This window comes from Bellilinea caldifistulae (genome assembly GCF_001306055.1).
Lineage (GTDB): Bacteria > Chloroflexota > Anaerolineae > Anaerolineales > Anaerolineaceae > Bellilinea > Bellilinea caldifistulae.
In genome coordinates this window covers 1-26982 of record NZ_LGHJ01000010.1, presented here as the reverse complement: position 1 = coordinate 26982, position 26982 = coordinate 1, and the positions used below count along the sequence as shown (strand labels likewise).

At 54.2% G+C, this 26982-nt stretch carries 27 protein-coding genes and 1 other annotated feature; of the genes, 11 read left to right on the top strand and 16 right to left on the bottom strand.

Annotated elements, in window-relative coordinates:
- Nucleotides 1-111: 111 nt before the first annotated feature.
- The 6 genes from infB to AC812_RS03770 all read left to right on the top strand — a co-directional run bounded on the left by infB (nucleotide 112) and on the right by AC812_RS03770 (nucleotide 6662).
- A complete protein-coding gene (gene infB / locus AC812_RS03795) occupies nucleotides 112-1896 on the top strand; it encodes a translation initiation factor IF-2 (RefSeq protein ID WP_061914481.1) in 1785 nt (594 codons plus the stop codon).
- Between the two features lie 35 nt (nucleotides 1897-1931).
- The gene (rbfA, locus tag AC812_RS03790; RefSeq protein WP_082148975.1) at nucleotides 1932-2333 is read left to right on the top strand and encodes a 30S ribosome-binding factor RbfA; all 402 of its coding nucleotides are present in this window, start codon (nucleotides 1932-1934) and stop codon (nucleotides 2331-2333) included.
- Nucleotides 2320-3291: a DHH family phosphoesterase gene (locus AC812_RS03785; RefSeq protein ID WP_061914476.1), complete on the top strand. Its 972-nt coding sequence runs from the start codon at nucleotides 2320-2322 to the stop codon at nucleotides 3289-3291. The genes rbfA and AC812_RS03785 overlap by 14 nt, the downstream gene beginning before the upstream one ends.
- Before the next feature lie 39 nt (nucleotides 3292-3330).
- Nucleotides 3331-4236, top strand: a complete 906-nt coding sequence (truB, locus tag AC812_RS03780; protein ID WP_061914473.1) for a tRNA pseudouridine(55) synthase TruB — start codon at nucleotides 3331-3333, stop codon at nucleotides 4234-4236.
- 67 nt (nucleotides 4237-4303) lie between these two features.
- Nucleotides 4304-5233, top strand: coding sequence for a bifunctional riboflavin kinase/FAD synthetase (locus AC812_RS03775; protein ID WP_061914470.1), 930 nt, complete (start codon nucleotides 4304-4306; stop codon nucleotides 5231-5233).
- The gene (locus tag AC812_RS03770; protein WP_061914468.1) at nucleotides 5223-6662 is read left to right on the top strand and encodes an FAD-dependent thymidylate synthase; all 1440 of its coding nucleotides are present in this window, start codon (nucleotides 5223-5225) and stop codon (nucleotides 6660-6662) included. The genes AC812_RS03775 and AC812_RS03770 overlap by 11 nt, the downstream gene beginning before the upstream one ends.
- Before the next feature lies 1 nt (nucleotide 6663).
- On the opposite strand, the gene AC812_RS03765 is transcribed toward AC812_RS03770, so the two are convergent.
- Nucleotides 6664-7281 (bottom strand): thioredoxin family protein, encoded by a 618-nt coding sequence (locus AC812_RS03765; RefSeq protein ID WP_061914465.1) that lies wholly within the window; start codon nucleotides 7279-7281, stop codon nucleotides 6664-6666.
- 91 nt (nucleotides 7282-7372) lie between these two features.
- On the opposite strand from AC812_RS03765, the gene AC812_RS03760 reads away from it, so the two are divergent.
- Nucleotides 7373-7873, top strand: a complete 501-nt coding sequence (locus AC812_RS03760; RefSeq protein WP_061914460.1) for a ClbS/DfsB family four-helix bundle protein — start codon at nucleotides 7373-7375, stop codon at nucleotides 7871-7873.
- Between the two features lie 4 nt (nucleotides 7874-7877).
- Here the strand turns inward: AC812_RS03760 and AC812_RS03755 are convergent, their stop codons facing one another.
- Complete coding sequence (locus AC812_RS03755) at nucleotides 7878-8489, bottom strand: inorganic pyrophosphatase (RefSeq protein ID WP_061914838.1); 612 nt, start codon at nucleotides 8487-8489, stop codon at nucleotides 7878-7880.
- 112 nt (nucleotides 8490-8601) lie between these two features.
- Nucleotides 8602-8896: a binding site (T-box leader), on the top strand.
- 47 nt (nucleotides 8897-8943) lie between these two features.
- On the opposite strand from AC812_RS03755, the gene trpS reads away from it, so the two are divergent.
- Both trpS and AC812_RS03745 read left to right on the top strand, forming a co-directional pair.
- The gene (trpS, locus tag AC812_RS03750) at nucleotides 8944-9993 is read left to right on the top strand and encodes a tryptophan--tRNA ligase (RefSeq protein WP_082148973.1); all 1050 of its coding nucleotides are present in this window, start codon (nucleotides 8944-8946) and stop codon (nucleotides 9991-9993) included.
- 36 nt (nucleotides 9994-10029) lie between these two features.
- The gene (locus AC812_RS03745) at nucleotides 10030-11409 is read left to right on the top strand and encodes a TrpB-like pyridoxal phosphate-dependent enzyme (protein WP_061914457.1); all 1380 of its coding nucleotides are present in this window, start codon (nucleotides 10030-10032) and stop codon (nucleotides 11407-11409) included.
- 74 nt (nucleotides 11410-11483) lie between these two features.
- Here the strand turns inward: AC812_RS03745 and AC812_RS17465 are convergent, their stop codons facing one another.
- The 13 genes from AC812_RS17465 to AC812_RS03685 form a co-directional block, all read right to left on the bottom strand.
- The gene (locus tag AC812_RS17465; RefSeq protein ID WP_157235403.1) at nucleotides 11484-11651 is read right to left on the bottom strand and encodes a hypothetical protein; all 168 of its coding nucleotides are present in this window, start codon (nucleotides 11649-11651) and stop codon (nucleotides 11484-11486) included.
- A gap of 12 nt (nucleotides 11652-11663) precedes the next feature.
- A complete protein-coding gene (locus AC812_RS03740) occupies nucleotides 11664-12362 on the bottom strand; it encodes a cytochrome c biogenesis protein (protein WP_061914452.1) in 699 nt (232 codons plus the stop codon).
- A gap of 28 nt (nucleotides 12363-12390) precedes the next feature.
- Nucleotides 12391-13074, bottom strand: coding sequence for a heme exporter protein CcmB (locus tag AC812_RS03735; RefSeq protein WP_061914449.1), 684 nt, complete (start codon nucleotides 13072-13074; stop codon nucleotides 12391-12393).
- Nucleotides 13071-13805: a heme ABC exporter ATP-binding protein CcmA gene (gene ccmA / locus AC812_RS03730; protein WP_061914446.1), complete on the bottom strand. Its 735-nt coding sequence runs from the start codon at nucleotides 13803-13805 to the stop codon at nucleotides 13071-13073. The genes AC812_RS03735 and ccmA overlap by 4 nt, the downstream gene beginning before the upstream one ends.
- A gap of 6 nt (nucleotides 13806-13811) precedes the next feature.
- Complete coding sequence (locus AC812_RS03725) at nucleotides 13812-15677, bottom strand: c-type cytochrome (protein WP_061914443.1); 1866 nt, start codon at nucleotides 15675-15677, stop codon at nucleotides 13812-13814.
- Nucleotides 15678-15691: 14 nt separating this feature from the next.
- Entirely contained in the window at nucleotides 15692-16237 is a 546-nt protein-coding gene (locus tag AC812_RS03720; protein ID WP_061914441.1) for a zinc ribbon domain-containing protein, read from the bottom strand.
- A gap of 26 nt (nucleotides 16238-16263) precedes the next feature.
- Nucleotides 16264-16830 (bottom strand): TlpA family protein disulfide reductase, encoded by a 567-nt coding sequence (locus tag AC812_RS03715; protein WP_061914437.1) that lies wholly within the window; start codon nucleotides 16828-16830, stop codon nucleotides 16264-16266.
- 38 nt (nucleotides 16831-16868) lie between these two features.
- Nucleotides 16869-17393 (bottom strand): cytochrome c-type biogenesis protein, encoded by a 525-nt coding sequence (locus AC812_RS03710; protein WP_169787254.1) that lies wholly within the window; start codon nucleotides 17391-17393, stop codon nucleotides 16869-16871.
- Nucleotides 17394-17398: 5 nt separating this feature from the next.
- The gene (locus AC812_RS03705) at nucleotides 17399-19465 is read right to left on the bottom strand and encodes a heme lyase CcmF/NrfE family subunit (RefSeq protein WP_061914430.1); all 2067 of its coding nucleotides are present in this window, start codon (nucleotides 19463-19465) and stop codon (nucleotides 17399-17401) included.
- Between the two features lie 95 nt (nucleotides 19466-19560).
- Complete coding sequence (locus tag AC812_RS03700) at nucleotides 19561-20079, bottom strand: cytochrome c maturation protein CcmE (RefSeq protein ID WP_061914427.1); 519 nt, start codon at nucleotides 20077-20079, stop codon at nucleotides 19561-19563.
- Nucleotides 20080-20292: 213 nt separating this feature from the next.
- The gene (locus AC812_RS03695; protein WP_061914425.1) at nucleotides 20293-20988 is read right to left on the bottom strand and encodes a 5'-methylthioadenosine/S-adenosylhomocysteine nucleosidase family protein; all 696 of its coding nucleotides are present in this window, start codon (nucleotides 20986-20988) and stop codon (nucleotides 20293-20295) included.
- A 2-nt stretch (nucleotides 20989-20990) separates the two neighbouring features.
- A complete protein-coding gene (locus tag AC812_RS03690; protein WP_061914423.1) occupies nucleotides 20991-22229 on the bottom strand; it encodes an MGDG synthase family glycosyltransferase in 1239 nt (412 codons plus the stop codon).
- Nucleotides 22226-22750: a CinA family protein gene (locus AC812_RS03685; RefSeq protein ID WP_061914421.1), complete on the bottom strand. Its 525-nt coding sequence runs from the start codon at nucleotides 22748-22750 to the stop codon at nucleotides 22226-22228. The genes AC812_RS03690 and AC812_RS03685 overlap by 4 nt, the downstream gene beginning before the upstream one ends.
- A 67-nt stretch (nucleotides 22751-22817) precedes the next feature.
- On the opposite strand from AC812_RS03685, the gene AC812_RS03680 reads away from it, so the two are divergent.
- Together AC812_RS03680 and AC812_RS03675 are read left to right on the top strand one after the other, a co-directional pair.
- Nucleotides 22818-24146: a glycoside hydrolase family 1 protein gene (locus AC812_RS03680; RefSeq protein ID WP_061914419.1), complete on the top strand. Its 1329-nt coding sequence runs from the start codon at nucleotides 22818-22820 to the stop codon at nucleotides 24144-24146.
- Nucleotides 24147-24149: 3 nt separating this feature from the next.
- Nucleotides 24150-26147, top strand: coding sequence for a chloride channel protein (locus tag AC812_RS03675; RefSeq protein WP_061914417.1), 1998 nt, complete (start codon nucleotides 24150-24152; stop codon nucleotides 26145-26147).
- 466 nt (nucleotides 26148-26613) lie between these two features.
- On the opposite strand, the gene AC812_RS03670 is transcribed toward AC812_RS03675, so the two are convergent.
- The coding region (locus AC812_RS03670) for a transposase (RefSeq protein ID WP_062158777.1) at nucleotides 26614-26982 on the bottom strand (369 nt) is incomplete at its 5' end.

Below are 26982 nucleotides of genomic sequence, written 5' to 3'. Positions count from 1 at the left end.
GACCCTTCTACCGCTCAAAAACCCAGGCCCTTTCCCCGGTCAACACACTCACCCAACAGAGGCAACGGTCCACAGGGGAAGCAGGGAGAAACTACATGAAAGAGGTGCACTATGAGCGATAATGGGTCCAAAACAATCGAACTGCCAGCCAGTATCACGGTTCGTGACCTTGCGCAACGAATGCAGGCCAGCCCCATTCAGGTCATCAAAATCTTGATGTCCAACGGGGTGATGGCCAACATTAACCAGCAAATTGATTTCGACACCGCTGCAGTGGTGGCTTCCGAATTGGGTTATGAGGCTCAGCCGGAAGTTTATGAAGAGGTTGAAGAAAAAGAAGTCGGCGAAATTCCGCTATGGCGGCAATTGATTGCCAAAGAGAAACCGGAAGCCCTGCAGGATCGCCCGCCGGTTGTGACGATTTTGGGTCATGTAGACCACGGCAAGACCACCCTGCTGGATGCCATCCGGGATACCAACGTTGCCGGCGGTGAAGCAGGTGGTATCACCCAACACATTGGTGCCTATCAGGTTGAACACAAAAACCGCCTGATCACCTTTTTGGATACCCCCGGCCATGCGGCCTTCACGGCCATGCGTTCGCGGGGTGCTCAGGGAGCCGATATTGTAGTCCTGGTGGTAGCCGCCAACGACGGTGTAATGCCGCAAACCCGCGAAGCCATTGCTCATGCCCGCGCCGCCCGTGTGCCAATTATCGTTGCCATGAATAAGATTGACCGCCCGGATGCCAACCCGGATTTTACAAAAAAACAATTAGCCGAAGTAGGATTGGTGCCGGATGATTGGGATGGCGATACGATGGTAGTGCCGGTATCGGCCAAGTTGCGTAAAGGAATTGATGATTTGCTGGAGGCCATCCTCCTCGTGGCAGATACCCTCGATATCAAAGCCAATCCCGAAGGACGTGTGTTCGGTACGGTGATTGAAGCCAAAGTGGATCGTGCCAAAGGCGTGGTGGCAACCTTACTGGTCTATAACGGCACACTGGAAACCGGCGACATCGTCGTTGCCGGAAAGGCATACGGACGCATCCGCGCCATGTTCGACTTCCGCGGGCGGAAATTGCGCAAAGCCGGCCCTTCCACCCCGGTTCAAATTATGGGATTGAACGATGTGCCGGATGCCGGTGAGCTTTTCCTTGTTTACGAGAATGAACGGGAAGCCCGCACAGTAGTGGAAGAACGCCTTCAACAGCAGCAGAAACGCCTGGCTTCTGCCCCCAAAATCAGCCTTGAGGAACTTTTCAACAAGGTACAATCCGGTGAAGATCACGAATTGCGGCTGATCATCAAAGCCGATGTGCAGGGCTCTCTGGAGCCGATTATCTCCTCCTTGAATGAGTTGGGCAAAGGTGGGGAAATCCGCATCAACATTTTACACGCTGAAACGGGGAATATCAGCGAGAATGATGTGATGCTGGCGGCTGCTTCGAACGCCATTGTCGTTGGCTTCAACGTGCAGGCCGATGCCGCTGCGCGTCGGTTAGCCGAAAGCGAAGGTGTTTCCATCCGGCTGTATGACATCATCTACCGCCTTACCGAAGACATTGAAAAAGCCATGAAAGGCTTGCTGGAACCCGAAGTAAAAGAGGTGATCATCGGCCACGGTAAGGTGCTGGCTACTTTTCGTATTTCCAAAGTCGGCGTGGTGGCTGGCTGCCGGGTGTTGAGCGGTGAGTTTCGGCGTAACGCCAAAGTCCGCCTTCGCCGCGAAGGAACGATCATTTATGAAGGTGAATTCGCCTCTCTTAAGCACGAGAAAGAGGATGTTCGTGAAGTCCGCGCCGGTTTTGAGTGCGGTGCCGCTTTCAAAAACTTCAACGACATCGCTGTCGGTGATGAAATTGAATGTTACATTTTTGAAAAAGGGAGTTGATTTTAGAATCAACAGCCCGACGAGGTAAGTAAACAATGCCCTCCAATCTTCGACTCCAACGAATTGCTGACCGAATTCGGCAAGACCTCTCGGAGATGCTGGTCATGGGTCAAATCCGTGACCCGCGCCTGAGCGGTATTACTGTTACGGATGTAAAAGTCGACCGCGAACTGGCATACGCCGATATTTACGTTTCAGCCGTGGAAGGCAGCCAGCGCGCGCAGGAAATCCTCGACGGATTACAGAGCGCGTCCGGTTTCATCCGCCGCACGCTGGCGGATCAAATCGAATTACGGGTCTTTCCGCGCCTGCGTTTTCATTGGGATCCCACCCCGGAACGCGCCGACCGCATCGAACGCCTGTTAGCTTCGTTGCGCAACGAAAACCCAACTGCCAGTGAATCCTCCCAAGAGGAAGAAGAAAATGATCATGAATGACCCGCAAACCCTGATCGCCATGCGCGAGACACTCCAGTCCGCCCAGCGGATTTTGATCACATCCCACATCCGTCCGGATGGAGACGCAATCGGCTCGATGCTGGGGTTTGGGCTGGCTCTTCGTCAGGCCGGGAAAGATGTGGTTATGGCGTTGAGTGATTCCGTGCCACCGAACATGCTCCATTTACCGGGCAGCCGGGACATCGTCCGCGCACCGCAGGGAAAATTCGACACCTTCATCGTCGTGGATGCTGCTGACATCAAACGAATTGGGGCGGCATTCAACTCCCACCAACCGGATATACAGGTGGATCATCACATCACCAACCCCGGTTATGCCCGACTCAACTGGGTAGATCCCGAAGCGGTTGCAACGGCCGCCATTCTGGCGGAGATTCTTCCGCAATTAGGGCTAGAAATCAGCCTGCCGGTTGCGGAAGCGCTGCTGACGGCCATCATCACCGACACCATCGGCTTCCGCACTTCCAACATGAACCCGAAAGCCCTGCGCATTGCCGCCGATTTGATGGAAAAAGGCGCCAACCTGCCCGAATTATATTACCGCGGACTGGTGCAGCGCTCGTTCGAAGAAGCCCGCTACTGGGGAGTAGGTCTTTCGACCCTGCAAAAAAAGGGACGCATCATCTGGTCAACCTTAACTCAGGCAGACCGGCGCACAGTCGGGTATAATGGCAATGATGACGCTGATCTGGCTAATCTGCTTTCCAGCATCAGTGAATGTGACATCGCCATTCTGTTCAACGAACAAAAACACGATCATGTGAAGGTTTCGTGGCGCGCCCAACCGGGTTGGGATGTTTCCAAACTGGCGGCACAATTTGGCGGTGGCGGTCATCCGGCTGCAGCTGGCGCAGAAATCAACAGCAGTCTGGAGGAGGTTCAGGCGAAAGTGCTGGCTGCCACAGAGGACTTCATGAGCGGTAATTCAAACTCCTGACGAACAAGGGGAAAGATTTTTCGCAAGGATTTGCAAAAGATGAACGATACCATAAACCCGAATAACACCATCTCAGGCGTCCTGGTCGTGGATAAACCGGTTGGTTACACCTCACACGACATTGTTCAGATCATCCGGCGGGGAACGGGCATTCGGCGGGCAGGTCACACCGGTACGTTGGATCCGCGAGCCTCCGGCGTGCTGGTCGTCCTGTTAGGCCCGGCCGTCCGGCTTTCTGAATACGTTTCTGCCTCAGATAAGCGCTATCAAGCGGTCATCCAACTGGGTACCACCACCGATACTTACGATGCAGATGGACAGGTTTTAACCAATAATCCGGTCAATATCACCGAAGAACAGTTTGTAGCAGCTTTGCAGTCGTTCATCGGAGAAATTGAACAGGTACCGCCACCCTACTCCGCCGTAAAAGTAAAGGGACGAAAAGCCTACGAAGCGGCCCGCGAGGGTGAAGAGTTAGATCTTCAACCCCGCAAGATCAGGGTGTACAGTCTGGAACTACTGGAATGGGCGCCGCCCGAGGCTGTGATTGATGTGTACTGCTCCAGCGGCACATACATCCGCTCGCTGGCAAACGATTTGGGCAAGATGTTGGGATGTGGAGCCCATCTGGTCGGCCTGCGGCGCACAAAAAGCGGGCGCTTTACCCTGCGGGATGCCGTCCCGCTGCGGAAGCTCAAAGAAGCCTTTGAACAAGGCAACTGGTATCAATATGTCATTCCGGCTGCCGAAGCCCTTTCTGACTGGCCATCGGTGGAACTGACCAGCGAACAGGTGGACGCTGTGCGTCATGGTCACCGCATCCCCGGCAAAGCCGGCATCGGGAAGATGGCCCGCGGCATCAGCGAGCAGGGAGAACTGATCGCTTTGCTGGAATTTGACCCGGCAACCAGCGAATGGCAGCCCAAAAAAGTGTTCTACCAATAAGCCGGAAGATTGGTGATTTCAGCCTGTCTGCCCGACTACGGCTTTATTCAGCCTTCTACAGGTGAACATGCAGCATCTTTCCTCCATTGAAGAAGCCCCTTCAACGCCGGTCTGGTTGACGATTGGGGTGTTTGACGGCGTCCACCTTGGACATCAAACCATCCTGCGCCGACTCGTTGAAGGTGCCAAAAGGGATTCGGCCAGCAGTCTGGTGATTACTTTTCACCCCCACCCGGCCGTCGTCCTTGGTAAAATTGACCAACCCCGCTACCTGACCTCACCGCAGGAACGCGCCCGCTTGCTGGGAGAATCCGGTGTAGATCTGGTGATTACGCTGCCCTTCACCCTCCAAATGGCCTCCCTCAGCGCTGAGGAATTCATGCAGTGGCTTTCCTCCCGTTTTAAAATTCGGCAGCTGCTCGCCGGGGCCGATTTCGCCCTCGGTCGAGGCAGAGAAGGCAATCTCTCACGCCTACGTGAGATCGGCCAACAAGTGGGTTTCGGCTTACAGGTGATTGATCCGGTTACCCTGGAAGGTGAGCGGATTTCCTCCAGCCTGATTCGCGATCACTTACAAAAGGGCGAAGTACGCCAGGCAAGCCGTCTGTTGGGACGCTATTACCGCATCACCGGCAAGGTGATTCATGGGGACGGGCGCGGTAAACAACTGGGTTTTCCAACCGCCAACCTGAAATTCTGGGAGGAACAGCTGCTGCCAGCCGGCGGTGTGTACGCCACCTGGGCATGGGTCGCCCATCGGCGTTACCCCTCGGTTACCAATCTCGGATTCCGGCCGACCTTTGACCAGCACAGCCTGCAGCCCCATCTGGAGACACATTTACTCAACTTCCAGCAAAATCTTTATGATCAAACCATTGAATTGGAATTTGTTCAGCATTTACGTTCAGAAATTCGCTTTGCTTCCGTAGATGCGTTGATTGAACAGGTCAACAAAGATAAAAAAACGGCGGAGGAGGTGCTTGCCCATGCCCCCTAAACGACAGGTGTATCTGCTCGACCCTAAAAATCTACCCCCCGAAACCATCGCCGTTACTTTTGCCAAAACTTCCCGCTCACCCCAACGTTTTATCGAAATCGCCGCCGAGTTGACCGATGAAAAAAGCGCCGAGTTCCATGAGAAGTGGGTAGTCGGCTATGGTCATGCCTCCGTTGCCGAACATGCCGTATTGCACATTGCCGTTGAAAACATCTCCCGTCTGGCGGTTGAAAGCCTCGAATCGTGCCGGCTGGCATCCTACACTGAAAAATCAACCCGTTATCAGAAATGGACGAAAGAGGATTATCATTTACCGGCTGAGCTGGAAAACCATCCCTTGCAGTCGCTGTATCAGGAAACGGTATTGGGATTGTTTGAGGCTTACGAAGAGGCTTTACCCAAAGTCCGCGCCCTGATTCAACAACAATACCCCGCCCGCGAGGGAGAAAGCGAAACTGCCTGGGAACGGCGCATCCGTTCAAAATACGTGGATATTGCCCGCTTTTACCTGCCGGCAGCCGCCCTTGCCAACGTCGGAGTTACAATAAACGCTCGCGCCCTTGAACATACCCTCTCCAAAATGCTCAGTCACCCGCTCAGCGAAGTGCGACAGGCTGGTGAGGAGATCAAAAGTGTGGCTCAGGCCTGCGTGCCGACGCTGGTCAAATACGCCAACCCCCTCCCCTACTTGCAAAATACCTCCCGGCAATTGCAAAGACTGGCCGAACAAATCCTCCCAACTTCACAACCAACCGACTGGTGCAGCCTGATTTTCTGGGACACAGAAGCCGAGGATCACATCCTCGCAGCGGCACTTTACCGCTTTGCTTCCCTTGACTATGCGCAGTGCTTGCGGACAGTCAAGACGGCGGATTCCAACCTTCGCCGCCAGATTGCCGAAACCCTGTTGGGCGGCTTGGAAAAGCACACCATCCCCCTGCGCGAACTGGAATTTTCAACGTTTATCTTTGACCTGTACCTCGATCAGGGGGCTTATTTTGAGTTGAAACGCCATCGTATGATGACCCAAACCGCCCAGCCCCTCTCCACCCATCTGGGTTATGCACTTCCGCGCGGGATTGTCCTCGCCGGCATGGAAGACCACTTCCGGCAGGCCATGCAAATGGCACACCGGGCTTACCGGCGGCTGGCAAATTTCAACCACGAAGTGGCTGCCTACGTCGTGCCGAATGCCTACAACCGCCGTGTTTTACTGCAAATGAATCTGCGCTCCGCCGATCACTTGATTTCCCTGCGTAGTGCGGAAAACGCTCATTTTTCACTACGGCGGGCTGTCCAGCGCATGGCTGATCAAATCAAAGCCGTCACGCCTTTATTTGCGCCCCTGCTGCGCAATAACCCTGCCGAAACATGGCAGAGCATTGAGCAAGACTATTTTCACGATACCTGTGTGAGGCTGGAGGAATAAATCAGATTCCGCTACCGACCGACTCCAACCCCAACAGTTCCAAAATCTCCCGCACGGTTTCGGACTGCAATTCTTCAGCGTACCACTCTTCCATCTCGACCAGCAATTGGTCGAGCACCTCTTTAAGCAGTTGCCGTTTTTCTTCCGAAGAAAGATCTGCCCGCCGGCGGATTTGTTCTACCTCCGGGTGCGCCAGTTTCCACTCCGCCAGCCGATGATGCGCCGCTCGCGGCCGTTCGATCCAGGTGACCAACGGCTGAAACTGATCGTCCAGAAATGTGGCAACGGGAATACTGGGGATATCCTGACTTTGATAAAAAGACCGCAAAGCCGGCCATTCCCGCCGGATAAACACCTTCACTTCAATTTTTCCGGATGCCTGCGCCAGTTTGACCAGAATGGGCAGCACCATCAGGCAGTCGGAACACCAATCCTCCGTCATCACCGCCAGATAAAGGCGTCTGTCGAGTTTCTGAATTTGGGCAATTTCCTGCGGTTGAAGCCTCACCTGCTCTAATCGTCGCCGCATCGGTTCTTGATGTTGGGTCATGCTCTCCACAAATTCCTCAACAGTTAGACCCTTCTGCCAGGTTTCGCGGTCAATTGGAAAGTTGGACACAAACTGCCTCCGTCATGAATCTCTCTGTGATTTTAACCGATAATCAATGCTATACTGGAAAATACTTGAAAATCCCATAAGGAATGATTGCATGAATATTCAACGCATTGATCCACAGGACTTAATTCGTTCACTCAAAGAAAGCCATCAAGCCATGCTCAATTTTGTGGAAGGGCTTACTCCGCAGCAGCGTTTACAGGCCGGTGCGTGTGGTTACTGGTCAGTCAAGGATGTTTTGGCGCATCTTTTATTATGGGAGTCGGAAACCATTAAGTTACTGTTTCAGGCCCGCCAGGGAGTCAAACCGTCCACCGTCCATTTCAAAAAGATCAGTGCCGATGAACAAAACGCACTCTGGTACGCCCAATTCAAAGATCGCCCTTTTGAACGTGTATGGAGTGATTACCGAATCATCCGCGATCAAACCATTCGGAGGATCAACGAATACTCCTCCGACGAATTGAACAATCCCACCTTGTTCTCGTGGCTCAAAGGAAAAAATACGCTGGTGATGATCCTCACCAGCGACATCCTTGATCACGAACAGGAACACCTGCGCGGATTAATCGAGTGGCAAAAAGCCCTTTCCTGAATGGTCAACTGCCGTAGGCTTCATCATAATCGGCAATCGCGGCCTCAATAACTTTCATGGCGTGTTCGGCGTTATAGACCGAATGAATGAAGGTCTGGCTCTCTTTGCCGGGCACCAGTTTGTAAGTGCTGAAATAGTGACGCAGCCGTTCCACCAGCACATCCGGCAGGTCAGTCACATCCTGAGCATTTTCCCAAAACTTATCATTGTGAAGTACGGCGATGATCTTGTCGTCCGCTTCGTTGTTGTCAATCATCAACAACCCCCCCACCACCCGCACGGTCAGGATGACTTCGGATTTTGTGATCGGCCGTTCGCTGATCACGCAAATATCCAGCGGATCGCCATCGCCACGGGCAGCCATGGGTGTCAGATCACCGACTCGTTTTCCGCAGTATGTGCGCGGGACAAAACCATACAGCGTGGGCGGCTGGGACGAACTGCGCTGCGGCCTGTCCACTTTCAGATAACCGGTCGTTTTCTCAACCTCGTACTTTACCAGATCGAAGGGGGTAATTTCGATGTAGGCATGAACCAGTTGGGGAGGATTTGGACCAATCTCCAACCCATGCCAGGGATGCGGACGCCAGCGGTAAAAAGGATTTGGGAATGTCAAGGGATAACTCCTGCGATAAAAAATTCTATTTTCTTCTTTCTTCCAAATTATAACCCCCAAATTCATGCTTGACAAACTCCATAAAATCATTATAATCTTCCAAAACACATCCAAAAAGACGATGAAGAGGACGAGTAATCGCCGAAATGGCGGTACAGAGAGCAGGAACAGGTGAGAGCCTGCCCGTACAGCGGCGATGAATGGACCTCGGAGTTGCAGGGCGAACGGGTTAATCCCCAAGTAGTCTGAGCCGGAGTTGCCACCGTTATCAGGGCAAAGGGTATCGCCAAATTGGCCGTACCCGCAACGAGTGAGGCTGGCTTCTTTCCCCTGTGTGCATCACCGGGGAATTTTTTTACCGGCAGCCTAACCGGGGTGGCACCACGGACCTGTTGTTCGTCCCCACGAACACAGGTTCGTTTGTTTTAAGTCGAGAAGTAAGGAGGTTGAAAAGATGACCGTTAAAACCCAGCGGATTCTTACCGGACACCGTCCCACCGGCCCGCGTCACCTTGGGCATCTGGTTGGCACCCTTCGGAATTGGGTGCGCTTACAAGACAGCCATGAATGCTTCTTCCTCGTGGCCGATTTGCATGTCCTGACCACCGATTACCAGAATCCCGAACGAATTCGCGCCAACACCCTCGAAGTTGTAGCCGACTGGCTGGCCGCCGGCATTGACCCCGAACGCAGTACGCTTGTGCTGCAATCGGCCGTGCCGGAGCACAGTCAGTTAGCTCTGCTGTTGAGCATGCTGGTCAGTGAATCTCGCCTGCACCGTGTTCCAACGTACAAAGAGCAGGTCAAACAACTTGGCATTCAACCCTCACTTGGCCTGCTGACCTACCCCGTTTTACAGGCAGCTGACATTCTGCTCTACAAAGCCTCGGTCGTACCGGTTGGCGAGGATCAACTGCCGCACATCGAACTGACTCGTGAGATTGCCCACCGTTTCAACAGCCTGTATGGGGATTTATTCCCCGAACCCCAAGCCCTTCTTTCCACCATGCCGCGCCTGCCGGGCCTGGATAATCGCACCATGCACACCTCATACGGGAACGCCATCTTCTTGCGTGATTCCGAAGAAGAAACCACCCGCAAAGTGATGAACCTGTTCACAGACCCCCATCGGATTCACCCAACCGATCCGGGTCGGGTCGAGGGCAACCCCCTGTTCATCTATCTGGAACAGTTTGACCCCGACCGCGAACAAATCGAGGAGTATAAAAACCGCTACCGCCAGGGTAAAGTTGGCGATGTCGAAATCAAGCAATATCTGGCAAAGAAACTCAATCAGAGCCTGCAACCCCTGCGCGAACAGCGCGCCCGCTTCATCTCCCAACCAGCCTATCTGCGTGAGATTCTATATCACGGCAGCAACCGCGCCCGGCAAATTGCCCGCCAAACTCTCGAAGAGGTGTTGACCGCCATGGGGCTGACCCTTGGGCTGGCGTTGCAGCCCGAAAACGGGCAAAGTAGCCCGTCTGCCGGGGCTTTTTGCTAATTTCCACCTAATCTAACCACACAAGGAGGTTTAACCATGTCTGAATCAACCCGTTACCTGCTCAATGAAAGTGACCTGCCGCGCTACTGGTACAACGTGCTGGCCGACAGCCCGGTGAGTCTGCCGCCGGTGCTGCACCCGGTAACCAAAGAACCGGTCACACCCGATTTTCTCAGCGCGTTGTTCCCGATGGACTTAATCCTGCAAGAAGTCAGCACCGAGCGGTATATCGAAATTCCCGAAGAAGTGCGGGAAGCCTACAAACTTTACCGCCCCACTCCCCTGATCCGCGCCCGCCGGCTGGAAAAAGCGCTTGGCACACCCGCCCACATTTACTACAAATACGAAGGCGCCTCCCCATCCGGCAGCCACAAGTCCAACACCGCTCTGGCTCAGGCGTTTTACAACAAAGCAGCCGGCACCAAAGCCCTCACCACCGAAACAGGGGCCGGGCAGTGGGGGTCAGCCCTTTCAATGGCATGTGCCTTTTTTGATATGGAACTGGAAGTGTACATGGTCAAGGTTTCCTACAATCAAAAACCTTACCGCCGCTTTCTGATGGAAACCTTTGGCGCCAAAGTTTTCGCCTCCCCCACCAATCTGACCCAGGCCGGCCGCGCCATACTGGCACAAGACCCTGACAGCCCCGGTTCACTCGGCATCGCCATTTCCGAGGCAGTCGAAGTGGCGGCAACCTCCAACGGGACAAAGAAGTACTCGCTCGGTTCAGTACTTAATCATGTTTTGCTCCACCAGACCGTCATCGGTGAAGAAGCCCTCAAACAGATGGATATGGCCGGAGAATACCCAGATGTGGTAATCGGCTGTGTGGGCGGCGGGTCGAACTTTGGCGGGATCGCCTACCCCTTCCTGCGCGAAAACCTGCGCAACGGGCAGCGCACCCGCCTGCTGGCAGTCGAACCCACTGCGGCACCTTCCCTGACCCGCGGCATCTACGCCTTTGACTTCGGTGATACGGCTCAAATGGCCCCAATTGTCAAAATGTACACGCTGGGTCACTCGTTCATTCCGCCTTCCATTCATGCCGGCGGTTTACGCTATCACGGCATGGCGCCTTCCATCTGCGCCCTCTACGATGCCGGTTTGATTGAGGCGGTGGCTGTTCCGCAACGGGCGACTTTTGAAGCCGCGGTGTTGTTTGCCCGCCATGAAGGGATTGTACCTGCCCCCGAATCGGCCCACGCCATCCGCGCCGCCATTGATGAAGCGCTGCTTGCCAGGCAGCAGGGTGAAAAGCGGGTAATTCTGTTCAATTTATCCGGCCACGGTAATTTTGATCTGACTGCTTATGACGCCTTCAATCACGGGCGACTGGAAGACTATCAGCTGCCGGAAGAAGCCATCCAATCCATCCGCGAACGCCTGCCACAGGTGCCGGAACAAATTGGGGCATAGACTGGACGGTTTTCTCGTTCCTTCTCCTCCCTGAAAAGTCAGAGGTGCGCCTTTCTCGCGCACCTCTGACAGTTTTACTCCTTTGAACCACCCTCTTTTTGATCCAGTTCATTCAACAGGGCTTCATCCTGCTTCAAATTGCGCCAGCGGATGATCAAGCTGGCGAGGTAAACAATCATCACCCCAAAGATGACACCATAACCGGCGATAAAATAAGACAATGTGTTGGCGGGTTGTTCCATTGCTCACCTTCCTTAGGCTTGTAACTTAAGCCGCAGGCTTTCCACACGCTCGGCTAATTTTCCCAGCCGAATGCGGTGCCACAGCAGGTCAAAATAGACAATTGTAAAGGCTAACAGACTGAAGAGGAAAACCTGAGTCATGCGCGGGGTCATGTCGAAGGCACCCATGGCACCTGGATCGTTGCTGCCGATCACCACCGGATGGATGGTGCGGAACAGGCGGATCGAGAAGAAGGTCAACGGCACGCTCAGGAACCCGATAATCGCATACACTGCCCCAAAACGGGCGCGCCGTTCGGGCTCTTCAATGCCGGAACGCAGCATCAGATAGGCAAAGTAAACCAGTTCCATGATGGTCGCCGTTGTCAGACGCGGATCCCACGTCCACCATGTATTCCAGATTGGACGAGCCCAGATTGCCCCGGTGACGACATTGATCAAAGTAAAAGCAATGCCAATTTCAACCGCCGCAACCCCCACCGAGTCCCACTTGAGGTCTTTGCGTATCAGATAGATTACGCCGACAACCGCCGCCACCGCAAAACTGAGCATCCCCACCCAACCGGAGGCAACATGAAAATAAAACACTTTTTGGACGGCGCCCATCACCCGTTCAAGCGGGGCATAAAAGAATACCAATCCCGTCGCTGCCAGAAACGAAGCAATCGCAGCCACATCCAGTACCGTTAATAATTTGGGTTTTTGAAGCATACTCCACCTCCAAAACAGTTATTTAAAATTACTCCTCAACCACCGAATCGAACACCATAAACGCCACCGAAGTGAAGATGACGTCATACACAACCAGCAGTGTAAACCACGGCTGGATTTCTTCCCAGCCCAACCCGGCGAGATAGCCACCGGTAGCCTTAACCGCCGAAACGACCACCGGCACCGCCACCGGAAAGAGCAAAATCGGCAGAAGAATATCGCGGGTGCGCGCCTGAACCGCCATGCTCGAAAGCAGTGTACCGACGGCGACATACCCCTCACTGCCCAGCAAAATCACCACCAGCAAACCGGGGATGAGCAGGTTGGTATTGTACAAAATGCCATAAACCGGCAGGACGATCAACGCCACCAACAGCATGAAAAGCAGGTTGGCAAAAGCTTTGCCCAGATAAATCGCCGCCCGGTCCACCGGCGCGAGCAGCAGCCCATCCAGACAGCCACGGTCTTTTTCAACCGCCATCGAACGATTCAAACCCAATGTTCCAGCAAACGCCAGCGTAACCCATAAAACGCCAGAAGAGATGCCCGCCCGCACATTCGGCTGTAAATCCAGTGCAAAGTTAAAGATCAGAATCACCAGCAGTGCAAACACCAGCATGGCAGAAATGACCTCGCGGCTGCGCCATTCAGCGCGTAAATCCTTCCAGATGACCGCGCTCATCGCGCTGATAAACGGGGTTAATCCGCTCATCGGGTTGCTCCCTGCAGGCTGCGCTGGCTTTCGAGTGCCTGCCGGTAAAAAGCCAGCAGGCCGTCGCGCGGCAGCCCGTCCGCCGGCTGGCTGGCCGTGATCCGCCCACCGGTCAGCACATCAAAGCGCGAAGCAAGGTCTTCTACCCGCGCCAGGTCGTGACTGGTCATCACCACCGTGCGACCCTGACCGGCAATCTGGCGTAACACCCCATCCAGCATGTCGCAGGCATCCTGATCCAGACCAGTATGCGGCTCATCCAGCAGTAACACATCCGGATCGTGTAAAATTGCCCGCCCGATTGCCAGGCGCTGCTGCATCCCCCGCGAAAAGGTGCGCACCAGATCCCGTCGGCGCGCCACCAGACCGACCAGTTCCAGCACCTCGTGGATGCGGGCTTCAAGGTCCTTAACCGCGTACATGCGCCCGTAGAACCGCAGGTTCTCTTCGGCGCTCAAATCCCCATACAACAAGGGCTGATGACTGACAACTCCCAAACGGCGGCGGACGTGGGCAGCCTGCTGGGGAAGCCGGAAACCAGCCACCCACACCTCTCCAAGCGAGGGGCGCGCCAGTGATGCGAGAATGCGCAAAAAGGTAGTCTTTCCGGCCCCGTTCGGCCCAAGCAGGGCAACAAATTCACCGGTTTCCACGTGAAAATTCAACTGGCGCAGGACAATTTTTGCCCCAAACCGCTTGACCAGCGAACGCACTTCGATCAAAGAACTCATCCCGTTTCAATCCATCAAAGCACGCAGGCGCTCTTTCAGCTCGCTGCGCCGCTGCTGGTACGATTCTTCGCTCAACTGACCGGCTTTATACAGGTCATCCAGCGCGATGATGGCATCCATCAAAGCTTCACGGCTTTCGCCCTCAACCGGCGGCTGTTCTTCGGACGGAGAGGCCGATTTCTGTTGACGCAGGTACCAGTAGGCTCCCCCGCCTGCCACCAAAACCAGCGCCAGCGCACCGGCGATCAAAGCCCCGGTCTGTCCGGTTTGCAGATTGATCGGGCTGCTCATGCGCCCGCTGAGGGTCATTTCCAGGGTACTGCCGGCCTGTAAATCGGTCGTACTATACAGGTCCAGTGTGACCCCTTGAATCTGACGCTGCCCCATCGGCTGTAATTGACTGCTTTGCAGAGTCATACTGCCCTGTGGAATCATGACGATAGCCGCATCCACCGGTAGATTGATCGGGATTCGCACGGTTGTCCGGCGAGAGAGCGGCAGATCGTAGGCAAACAAAATCTGGCTGCCGGAACCCGGCGGAATCGGCTGAGTATCGGCAAAACCCTTTTCGGTCATCACAAATCGTCCGCCAACCGCCCCGCTCTGGAATTGCAGATTGGACGCACCTTCCGGCAATTCAAACTCAATCACCGGTTGTCCGGGGGCCTGACCGCTGATGACCTTGCTGCCGGTATTGTTCAATAAGAACAACTCCGCCACCTGAATCGCATCGGGATTGGTGAAATCAAAGAAAACATGCAGGCGATCTACCCGCAATGCGGAACTATCCGTCGTGGTGTCATAGACCGTTACCGGCAATTCGATCGGATTGCTCAGCGGTTCGCCAAGATTATGAAACACATCCGAATTGAAGGTAAAACCCTGATAATTGACCGATACGATAAAGGCGCGGCCGGGAACAATTTCCACATCTGGGAATGTGTATGTGCCGTCTGCCGCCACCTCAGCTTCTGCCCCGTATACCTGAACCATGCCGTCATAACCGGCCAGCTCGGCGGTCAGACCGGGCGGCAGTGTGCCGCCTGAACCGTTGATCACCTTCCCTTGAATGGCAAGCCGCAACTCAGCCCCCGCTTGAGACGGTTCGCTTTGATTTTGGTCAGCCGTCCCAGGGGCGATCTGGTCAAGGGCAGGGCTTTGAACGGAGAGGGAACTTTCAAAACTCAGCGTGCGGGAGAAGGCTGCCAGCGCCAGAATCTGGGAGTCGGTAAATTCGCCTCCATAAGCGGGCATGTTGCCTTTTCCACCCCGGATGACACTGCTCATTTCAGCCAGCGAAAGGGAAGCCAGCCGGGAAGTATCTTCCTGCCAGCCGGGCGCCTGCGCACTGCCCTGCCCTTTCGCACCGTGACAATTCTGGCACTTTTGCTGGTACAGCTCAGCCCCTTGCGTCAGTAAATCATCACTGAGGGAAAGACTCAACGCGTAGGCAACCACATCCCAGCGCTGCCGTTCATCCAGTGAACGGAAGGGCGGCATGAACCGCTCAATGTTACCGTTGGTCACAATCTGGTACCATTCCACCGGTCTGGCGCCCTGTGCCAGCGATAAATCTCCCAGCGGCGGAACCGGTACGGTCAATTGAGAGGCCTGCGGACCGTCCCCCATACCGCGTTCACCGTGACAGGCGGCGCATTTCTCGGCGTAAATTTGAGCGCCACGCTGGGGATCAGGCGGAATTGTGGGATACAGCACCTCACTGGTGGCTGATGGTTGTTGAGCCACAAAGGACTGGGCGTTGGGCGGCGGGGTAACATCGGCTGCCAGTGAAACGGAACAACCGCTTAAAACCGCCCAAACTACCCAAACAAGTGTAGTCCGCAAGTAGTTAAAATGCCGATTTCGAAACATGCTCTTCCATTCTTCTATGATTTTTCAACAGGATTTCCGCACCGCGAGCAAAAGCGGTCTAGTTCGGTCACCGGATTGCCGCATTTCGGACAAAAGCCCGCCGGACGAGCCTGCTGCTGCCGCTTGCGTTCCAGAATGGCCAGTTCAACTTCGTCCAGATTGGCAGCCACAACCGGGCGACCGCCGGCAGCATCCGCCCGCCGCGCAGCCACCGCCGCTTCAATCCGTTCCTCCGCCGTTTTTTGCCTGCCGTTGGTCGGCTGCAAGGCATCCAGTTGACGGAGGATATCCGCGCCGTGCTTTAGCAAAGCCGCCCGTTCGTGGGGGTAATCTTCAGCAGGAATTTTCCCCAACGTGTAATCAAATTCCAATTCCTGCAAAGCAGAAAGAACCCGTTCCTGCTCGGCAAGCAGTGCAGAACGGAGATGATCTTTTTCCTGAGAAGTTTTACGCTCCTGAATCAATTTTTCGGTTTCCTTGATTCGCATAAAAGGCTGTGTCAAAATCATTCCTACCAGCAACGCCAGCGCAAGGATTAGCAGAACAGAGCCTACATCCATGAAATTGTTTCTCCTCGCATCAAAGTTTATGGCAGCAGCGGGTCAACTGCGCCGCGAATTTCGGTCACGGACAGGAATGGCCCTTTTTTGACGAACGCCAACCGGCCTTCACGGTCAATGATGTAGGTTTCAGGCACGCCCTGAATCCGGAACATCTGCGAAATGCGTGTGCGTAAATCTGGGCCATTGGGGTAAGTCAGCCCAAATTGCTGAATGAAGGCTTTGGCTTCGGGTTCGGTATCTACGTAATCCACACCTAAAAAAACCACATCACCGCGCGGTTTGTAGAATTGCCAGGCTTCTTCCAGCTCAAAGGCTTCCTGCTCGCAGGGTTTACACCACGAAGCCCAAAAATTAACCACAATCACTTTACCCTGCATTTGCTGAGTGTGATAGACTTCTCCATCAAAGGTCTTCAATTCAAAATAAGGCACTTTCTGACCAATGACGATGGGGCCTTCCTGAGTACGGCGTAAACCCAAGCCGATCAGCACCAGAAAGCCGATCAAAACTGCGAACACCAGACCAACGACCCAGCGCGGCAAGGTCTGGCGATTCGTTTTCTCTGCGTTGTTGATACGCTCCTCAACCATTCAAGCTTCTCCTCATCTCATCCCTCGAAGGGAAATGCTCATCCGCCTTCGCGCTCGCGCCGGCGCAGCTCTTCTTCAATTTTTGCCACATACGGGTCTTCAGCAACGCTCGGTGTGGGTGTGGTTTCGAGGGAAGCCCCCGCATTTTCTGCCGACGGTTTGACCATTGAACGGAAAACCCGTGCCACAATCCACACCCCGCCTGCGATGAACAAAGGTGGCAGCACATACACCAGCCAGTTCAAGCCCCGCGCCGGGGGAACATCCAGCACGCGGTCGCCGTATTGTTCGGCAAAGTACTGGCGAATCTCTTCATCCGTCAACCCTTCGGAAAGCTTCAGGCGGATCAGCTCACGCCATTGAGCGCAGGCCTGGGTCGGGCAAACATCCAGCGGAATATTTTCACAAACCGGGCAGTACATTTGCTTTGCAACCCGGTTAACATCGTCATCCGAGGGGGTGGGCTGCTGAGCCGAAACCGGCTCAACTGCAACCGCTATCAGAATGCCCGTCAGTACCACCAGCCATGCCAAACGCCGCAATAAACCTGTTTTTCCTATCATAAACATCAATCTCCGCTCGAACGGCTGGGTATGGCCTGACCACGCCGCACCGCAACCGGTACCGGCTGTGGATCCTTATCCGGCCAGGCAGCCACCAGCATGCCGAGGATAAACACGAAGCCGCCTATCCACAACCAGTTGATCAGAGGATTGTGGAAAACCTTAAAGGTTACCCCTGTGGAGGAGATTGGCTGCCAGTCCACCAGCAGCACATACAGGTCGTCCTCAATCGTGCTTCTGACGCCAGGAATGGTCATCGGCTGCATCGAGTCAAAGTACAGGTCGCGGCGGGGATGCAGCTCACCCACCATCCGCCCGTCCTTGCTGACCAGCACGGTTGCACGGGCTACATTGCGCCCATCGTTGGCATCGAAAATGTCCAGGCGGGTGAAAGTGACCTCATAACGCCCCAAACGCAGAGACCCACCCGGCGGAATGGTCCCCTGAGTTTCGGTCTGGAACATTTCAATGCCGATTATCCCAAGCGCCATTAAAACCACACCAAGATGAATGATGTACCCGCCATAACGCCTCCGGTTGCGCGCCATCAGGTTGAAAAGGGCAGCCAGCCAGCCTTCGCCCGTCCGCCGGCGACGGGCGGTTACACCGCGGAAGTACTCGAACAGCGTGATAAAGATTACCAGCGAAACCAGCAGAAAACCAAACAGCGCCCAGCCATTACGGATTCCACCGGCGAAGGCAGCAATCACAACTGCCAGAGCCGCAAGTGCCGGTTTCCAGAGCGCTTTACCCAGCGTTTTTACGGTCGAGTGTCCCCACGCCGAAAGCGGGGCAATCCCCATCAACAGCAAAAGCGCGGCAAACAAGGGGCCAGTCGAGCGTTCGTAGAAGGCCGGTCCAACCGTCACTTTTTGCCCGGTGAACAATTCGGAAATCAGCGGAAAGACCGTTCCCCAAAAAACCACCACAAGAATGCCCATAAACAGGAGATTGTTCAACAGGAACAACGCTTCACGGGAAAGCAACGAGTGCATATTGCCTTCGGCGTGTAAAATCTGCCAGCGCCAGATCAGAAGCCAGACCGAGAAAATCATCGAAAGCGCGATGAAACCGAAGAACATTGGACCAATGGCGCTTTGGGCAAAAGAATGAACACTGGAAAGCACCCCCGATCGCGTCAGGAAAGTGCCAAAAATGACCAGCGCATACGTCAGAATGATCAGGATCATGTTCCAGCGTTTGAACAAACCGCGTTTTTCCTGAATCATCACCGAATGCAGGAAGGCCGTCCCGGTCAGCCAGGGCATAAAGGCTGCATTTTCAACCGGATCCCAGGCCCAGTAGCCACCCCAACCCAGCACATCATACGCCCAGCGGCTGCCCAGCACCAGCCCGAGTGAAAGGAAGAGCCAGGCCACCAGCGTCCATCGGCGGGTGATGCGGATCCAGCGGTCATCCGTCCGACCGGTGACCAGTGCCGCTACCGCAAAGGCGTAGGGGATTACAAATGAAACAAATCCAAGGTAAAGCATCGGCGGGTGGATGATCATGCCGGGATGGCGCAGCAGGGGATTTAACCCGCGCCCATCAGCCGGAATCAGCGGGGCTGCGCCAGCCGGTGGGAACATCGAAATGACCTGATTTCCCGCTGCGGTCACCCAAAAGCGCACAAAGGGATTTTCAAAGAAAAGGATCAAAGACAGGAAAAAGGTGAGTGTGACCAGTCCAACCAGAATCACCCATGGCAGAAATTCGCGGTCACGTTCCCACTTGCGCAGGGTCACCGCGGTTGTAAACGCCGACATCAGCCACGCCCAAAACACCAGCGAGCCGGACTGGCCGCCCCACAGGGCTGTGATCTTGAGGTAGAGCGGCATGGTACTGCTGGTGACGTTATACACATACTGCACCTGATACTGCCCGGTTACCAGCAGCAGAATGATTGCCAGCGCCACAATTGTGATTAAGGGAAAAGTGATCTGCATGGCTTTACGGGCACTTTCCACCCACGCCAGTGAATTTTTACGCACACCGATGATCGAGGCGATGATCCCGTAAAGTGAGGTGATGAAACTCACAACCAGTACACCAAAACCGATATTTGCGAGCATATTCTCTCCTCGTAATGTCCTAAGCGTAAACAGCAAAGAGCCGGGGAGAAGCTAACCCGGCAGAAAAATCATAATTCCTTCGAGCCGCTTCCGACTCAGCCATCCATCGCCTGATCGGGAACGGCTTCCTCATAACGGGTGGGACATTTGAGCAATAATTCCTCGGCATAAAAAACACCATCCTGCCCCATTCTGCCCGTCACAATTGCCTGGGCTTCATTGCGCATCAGGTCGGGCATTACGCCGGTGTAAACCACCTTCAAGCGCGGTTGGGAAGGGTCGTTGACCGCCGTATGAAGCACGGCCGCCAGGCCACCCTGGGCCGTAATCTCTTTCTGGTCACCGGGAATATGAGCAATCACAAATTCCAGCCGCAGGGTACTGGGATCATATTGAATTGAATCACCGATGACGGCTCCCGAAATGCGCAATTCGCGGTCGCCAATTTCAGCCACTTTTTCTTCCAATTCTGCCACCGTCATAAAGTACTGAGCACTGGCCTGCATGGATGAGGCAATTAAATAAACTACTGCCGCAACGATCAGCAGCCCACCGATTAAAAATTTGACTCGGCTTCCTGAGGACGTGCGTGCAGTGGATTGAGAATCGTTCATCTTACCTCCTGTAAAGATCACTCACAATGGATGAAACATGCTCCGTTTTCAATTTTCCATGAAAACATTAATCGAAAATGAGAAATACCGAAAACAGGGATGAGAATGTAAAACCTCAGGTGAAAATTGGCACAATCTGATTGTAGGGTATTATAACCGGTTTTGTCGGATTTCAGTTTGCGCCAGCACAAACTTGACTTTTTTCTGGTTGATTCATGACAATTGACAGCACAACAGCCATGCCGGTAAATGCTGCCACAGGTTGTTCATTACGTTGCGGGTTGCCTGAGCGAAGACATCCCAGCGTCCGTACGCTTCTCCATCGCAGTCATCCACCAAATCGGTGACGCCGCGTAAAATCAGACAGGGCGTGTGGTTACGCTGAGCCACCCAGGCAATCGCCCCGCTTTCCCAATCCCCGGCAATCCCATTAAATTTTTCCGTCAATAGCGGTATCTCTGCCGGATTAAGATCACGGTCTGCCGAGAGCAAAGCCGCCCGGCGTACGGGTTGGGGATAGGGTTGAACCAGCCAGTCAAGATTCAGGCGAACGTGGTAGGCTTCCAGCGCCTCCCAGCTATCCGCCATCCGCTCTTCGATGTCGTACATCCACGTTTCTTCAACCAGAATGATCTCACCGCGCCTTACTCTGCCTTGAAATCCGCCACAAGTACCTAAGTTAATGACCACTTTCGGCTGCCAGCGTTGAATGGCGTACTGCGCCGAAGCTGCCCCTGCCGTTTTACCCCACCCGCCGTGGAGAATCACCAGCGGTTTATTTTGTATCTGGCAGAAAAGATACTCCCCAAAGGGGGAATTATGCCGGGCAATCCCTTCAAAATGAAGGCTGAGCGCTTTCCATTCTTCATTTGCAGACAGGATGACCACTCCCCAAACATCTGAATCCATGCTCAATCCTCGGTGAGGGGTTCGTCTTCTCTTGGGAAAATCTGATTACTGGTCAACAAATCCAACAGCGATTTTCGGCGGGGGGTTTCCAGCCGGCGAATGCCGGTTTGGGCCGCCTGCCAGATCCACTCAGCCGCTTCATAAGCGGCTCTCGGCTTGCCAAGCCGGCGCGCCTGAGCAGCCCGCTTTTTCAGCAGTGCCTGCTGGTTGATCCACAGGTGAGAAAGGGCTTCTAACATTTCAATGGGCGTTTCTACCCGCTCGCCAGCGCCGTTATTGACCACATACTCCATATTGCCGGTTTCCTGCCCGGGCAGTACGTCCACCAGAATCATCGGCAGACCGCACGCCAGGGATTCGGTCACAATCAGCCCGCCCGCCTTGCAAACGATCAGGTCTGAGGCGCGCATGAACGAAGGCATCTCACTGGTATATTCGTACAAATGCACTGGCACATGCCAGATCACCTCGTGAAGTTCGCGGAAAGTATCGTGGTCTTTACCGCACACCACCACCAGTTGGAGCGGTGCACCAAAGTGGTTAATCACATGCAGGGCATCCATTAATCCGCTCACCCGCCGGCTGCCCACCGCCAGAATGGTGAAAAGATCCGGCTGCCACCCTAGTTGAGTTCTCAATTCCAGCGGTGAGCGTTTTTCTTCCGCAATTTGCGGATGCACGGGTATGCCGGTAATGTGAATCTTCTCCGGCGCCACGCCAGCTTCAATCGCCAGTTCGCGCACTTCCTGGGTCGGTACCAGCAGCATATCCACATTTGCGTGAAACCAGAGCCGGTGCACCGAAACCAGATCCGTAATCACAGTAATCAGCGGCACGGAGGTGCGGAAAATTGTAAATACGGCCGAAAGCGGCGCCTGATAGAGCGGATAAGTGGTCACAATCACATCCGGTTTGTGTTTGCGGAGCAATTCCCGCAGGACTTCAAAGAGCATGACGGTCAGCGCACTTTCCAGCAGCAGGCTGGTAATGGTGGTGTCGGAAGCATCATAGCCCAACTTGTACAATTCAGGCGCTTTGCGCACCAGCAGATCGTAATCCGATTGGCTTTCGCGCAGTAAGATGGGAGTCTTCCTGTCATCCAGCGGATTAATAATCTCCACCTGCACCCGGTCACCGTACTGACGCTGCAAAGCGGCTGCCACGGCATTGGCCGCACTGCGATGCCCAAACCCGGCGTCAGCGGTTAAAATCAAAACTTTTTTCTGGCTTCCCTCACTCATTTTTCACCTTGCTTTTCCACAAACAGAGTCCCTTCAAGATAAGCCTTTAAGGCTTGCATGGCACAACGGGCTGAAAAGGCTTTATTTTCCTCCCGGCTGCCCCGCCCATAAAAATCGGCTGCCCAACCGCCCTCGGCAGCGCTCAGCCCAATCCACACCAGGCCGACAGGTTTACCCGGCTGAGCGCCCCCCGGCCCGGCAATCCCGCTGATGGCAACTCCCACCAAACTTTCTTCCGCCACCTGAGCGGCAAAAGCCCGCCGCACACCTTGCGCCATTTCCAGCACCGTATTGCGGCTGACCGCGCCGTACCGCGTCAGTGTTTCCGGCTGCACCCCCAGCAGCAACTGCTTGGCTTCATACGAGTAGGCGGTAATGCCGCCTAAAAAATACTCCGAACAGCCGGGTACGTTGGTGATGAGGTGACCCAGCAACCCGCCGGTGCACGATTCAGCCACCACCAGTTTCAGGCGGCGTGCCAACAACAGCTTACCAATCTGGCTTTCAAGGGGTTCTTCCATCACTCAGATTATAACCGAGTATAATTGGGAGCAGCCGTATCCGTGAATTCGTGGAGGGAAATCCATCATGCCGCAAGCCACCTATCACTTTCCCAACGGATTTTTGTGGGGAACTGCCACTTCTTCTCATCAGGTAGAAGGCCAAAACACCAACAACAACTGGGCAGCCTGGGAGGCTGAAGAAGGGCGCATCAAATTCGGGCATAAAGCCGGCCTGGCCTGTGACTGGTGGGGTGGGCGATGGAAGGAAGACTTTGACCGGGCAGCAAATACCGGGCAGAACGCCCACCGCCTTTCCATCGAATGGAGCCGCATTCAGCCCAAACCGGACATGTGGGACGAAGAAGCGTTGAATTATTACCGCGAGATGATTCGCGGTCTGGAACAACGCAATATGACTCCGCTGGTCACTCTCCATCATTTCAGCGATCCGCTCTGGCTGGTAGAAATTGGCGGTTGGGAAAACCCGGATGTGCCGGCCTTGTTTGAGAAGTACGTGGCCAAAGTTGTTGAGGCGCTCAAAGACTACGTCACGCTGTGGGTAACCATCAACGAACCCAATGTTTATGCTTACGGCGGTTATCTGGGCGGCGGTTTTCCACCCGGTAAAAATGACTTAAAGGCAGCCTTTGCCGTTTTGAACAACATGGTACGCGCTCATGCCCTGGCTTACCGCACCATTCACCGCATTCAAAAACAAGCCCGCGTCGGAATCGCCCTCAATTACCGCAGTTTTGCTCCAGCACGTCCTGCCTCACCCTTTGACCGCTGGATGGCTGCCTTTTTACACCGCAACTTCAATCTCTCCTTCATCCGCGCCATCAGCGATGGCACCTTCCGCTTTGCCCTTCAAAAAACAACCATCCCCGAAGCCGCCAAAACGCAGGATTATGTGGGAATCAATTACTACTCGCGCGATCTGGTCACTTTCAAACCGCTGGGTTTCAATTCGCTCTTCCATAAACTTTCTTACCCCCACAACGCCGACCTGAGCGATACCGGCTTTATCGCCAACATCCCCGAGGGGATGTTCGAAGCGCTCCAATGGGCTAACGGGTTCAAACTGCCCATCCTCGTCACCGAAAACGGCGTCGAGGATGCCGACGATCACCTGCGCCCGCGCTACACCATTCAGCACATTCATCAGGTCTGGCGGGCGGTCAATTTCAATTACCCGATCAAGGGCTATTTCCACTGGTCCCTGGTGGATAACTTCGAGTGGGAACGCGGCTGGACGCAGCGCTTTGGCCTGTGGGGACTGGACCCCCAGACGCAGGTACGCACCCGCCGCACCAGCGTGGATGTGTATGCCGAAATCTGCCAGCGCAACGGAATTGCCTCCGAAATGGTGGAAAAATACGCCCCGGAGGTGTTTGCCACACTTTTCCCGGGTTAATTGATGAAACATTTTCCCGTTAAAAGTCGCTTCCCGATCCGCCAGGAACCTATTTTGTTTGCCCTCGCTGCGGTTGGTGTCGGCCTTGCAGCTGGTGGTGGTATCTGGCTCTTTAAAGCGCTGATCGAAGGAGTTCATCATCTGTTCTTTGTGGAAATGAGGCAGAGCCTCGAAAACCTATTGCCGTTTGCAGTCGTCATTCTGCCGGCGATTGGCGGTTTAGTAGTCGGCTTAATCATGCACTGGCTGGTTGGAGAGGAGCGGCACCAAGGTGTCTCCGGTATCATCGAAGCAGTTGCCCTTGCGGGCGGACGATTGCGGTATAAACGCATCCCCCTGAAGGTGTTGGCTGCTGCGCTCTCAATCGGCAGCGGTGCATCCGTCGGACCGGAAGATCCCTCGGTTCAACTCGGTGCCAATATCGGCTCAATGGTAGGGCAAAAATTCAATCTTTCGGAGGAGCGCATCCGAACTCTGGTAGCAGCCGGGGCTGCTGCCGGTATCGCAGCAGCTTTCAATGCCCCCATTGCGGGAATCTTCTTTGCACTTGAAATCATCATTGGGGAAATTGGGCATTCTTCGCTGGGGATCATTGTAGTTGCTGCGGTTTCATCCTCCATATTGACCCAATCCATAGCCGGAAATCAACCGGCTTTTCGTGTCCCGCCATTCGGTTTTCATAAAATCGCCGAACTGCCTTTTTACTTTCTGTTAGGGATATTGGCTGGGCCAGTCTCCGCCTTGTATGTGCGTTTGTTAGGCTCGATGAAGGAAATTTTCCGGAGGATTGCTCTCCCTCGCTGGGCTAAACCATCTCTTGCCGGGTTGGCGGTGGGCATCACAGGCCTGTTTCTACCCCAAGTGTTTGGGGTCGGCTATGAAACCATTGAAAGCGTCCTGAATAATCAGCTGATCTCTTTCTCATTCCTCATGGTTTTGCTGACTGCTAAATTGATCTTAACTCCGCTAAGCATCGGCGGTGGATTTGCTGGCGGGGTTTTTGCACCCTCATTGTTCATTGGTGCAATGTTGGGGGGGAGTGTGGGCAGTGTAGTTCAATCCCTGTTTCCGAGCCTCAACGTTGTGCCAGCCACCTACGCCATGGTTGGCATGGCGGCCGTCCTGGCCGGGTCAGTACATGCACCTTTGACGGCTATTCTCTTGCTATTTGAAATGACGAATGATTATCACATCATTCTTCCGTTAATGTTCGCCGTTGCCGTGAGCCTGGTGATTTCCCGCACTTTGAACCCGGATTCGGTCTACAACGCCGAGCTGGCCCGCAAAGGCATCCGCCTGGAACGCGGACGAATCCTGGACGTGCTGGAGTCCATCCGCGTAGCGGAAGTCATGCAAACCAACCCGCCCATGATTGATTCCCGAAAGACGGTTGAAGAAGCCGTTCCCCTACTTTTGCAGAAAAACACAAATTTTTCATTGGTTATGGAGGAAGGCAATCGTCTGATGGGAATTGTAACCCGTGAAGATATCCGAAAAATTGATCCACAGCGGTGGAAAGAAACCACCCTGGGTGAAGCCTGCTCCAAGAAGATTCTCTCGGCCTACCCCGATGAGAAAATCAGTGACGCCCTCCGACGGATGAGCCTCCAGGACATCGGTCAACTCCCGGTGGTAGATCGAGATAATCCCAACCGGCTTTTGGGGGTATTGAGACGAACCGACATTCTTCAGGCATATGATGCGGCTCTCACCCGGCGGGCTTTGTACAAAGACCAGATCACGGAAAATCAACTGGATGCGTTGACGGAAGAGAACGTAAAGGTTTTTGAATTATCTCTTCAACCTGGCAATCCGAACATCGGAAAGCGAATCATGGACATCCCCCTCCCCCAAGGCACATTAATTGTCCGCGTCAGGAGAGGAAAAAAGTTTTGGATCCCCAAAGGAGATACCATCCTCAAAGAAGGGGATCGTATCCTGGTGATTTGCAATTTCGAGAATCAGGAACAAGTCAGGGAAACCTTGAGTGGAAATTATTGAACGGTGGTTATCGAGGCTTAGGGTTTCCGCTCAGTAAACATGATCAATGGCAGCCTTTGCCGTTGTAAACAAGATAGATGCGCTCTTTCTCTGACTTGATGCCCACTCAGCGCATTCAAAAACAGACCCGCCTCCGGAATCACGCTCGACAACTATTGTTTTGCTGCGACACGTCTCCTCTCAACCTTCGACCATTGGGGGGTGCAATCTGACTTCCAAAGATTTTTGATCTATAACCTGGAAGTCGGAATGTTTTTTATGCAATGACTGCAAGATTTTTTCTAGATTGAGAGAGTTGAAAAATCAAGCGTAATACGCCGAGCAGGCTGTTTGAGGGGTGGAAAAGCCGCACCCGATGGGGTATCCACCCTAAAATAAAGGGGCTGTGTATCTTGATTTGACCTCTTCACTTCCATTTTTTCTGGATTTTTGACCACCAGCGACACTTCACCCTCCGCATGGGAGTTCACCCTTGGATGGCGGCCCCAGCCGGGGTTTTGAACCCGACGCCAAACAGGAGCTTGACCATTCGTTTCAAGTTGAGCGCTATCGCCGTCAAAAAGGCTTGCACCGCAAAGCCCATTTTTCCCAAATACCGGCAGCGTCCCAACCCATGCCACTGTTTGGCTTCCCCAAATTTGCGTTCGATTTTGTAGCGCTGTTTCAAGCCTTGACGGTACGGTTGGGTCTGCTCCAAGGCCAGCCAGCTGTCTTTGTTGGCGTCTTTCTTCTGCGTGCGCGTCTTTTTCAAGCGAATTGCCGAGTGTAAGCCGTGCAGTTCTAAATAGAAGTGATTGTTGCCGTCATCATAGCCTTTATCCGCCGCATAGGTCTC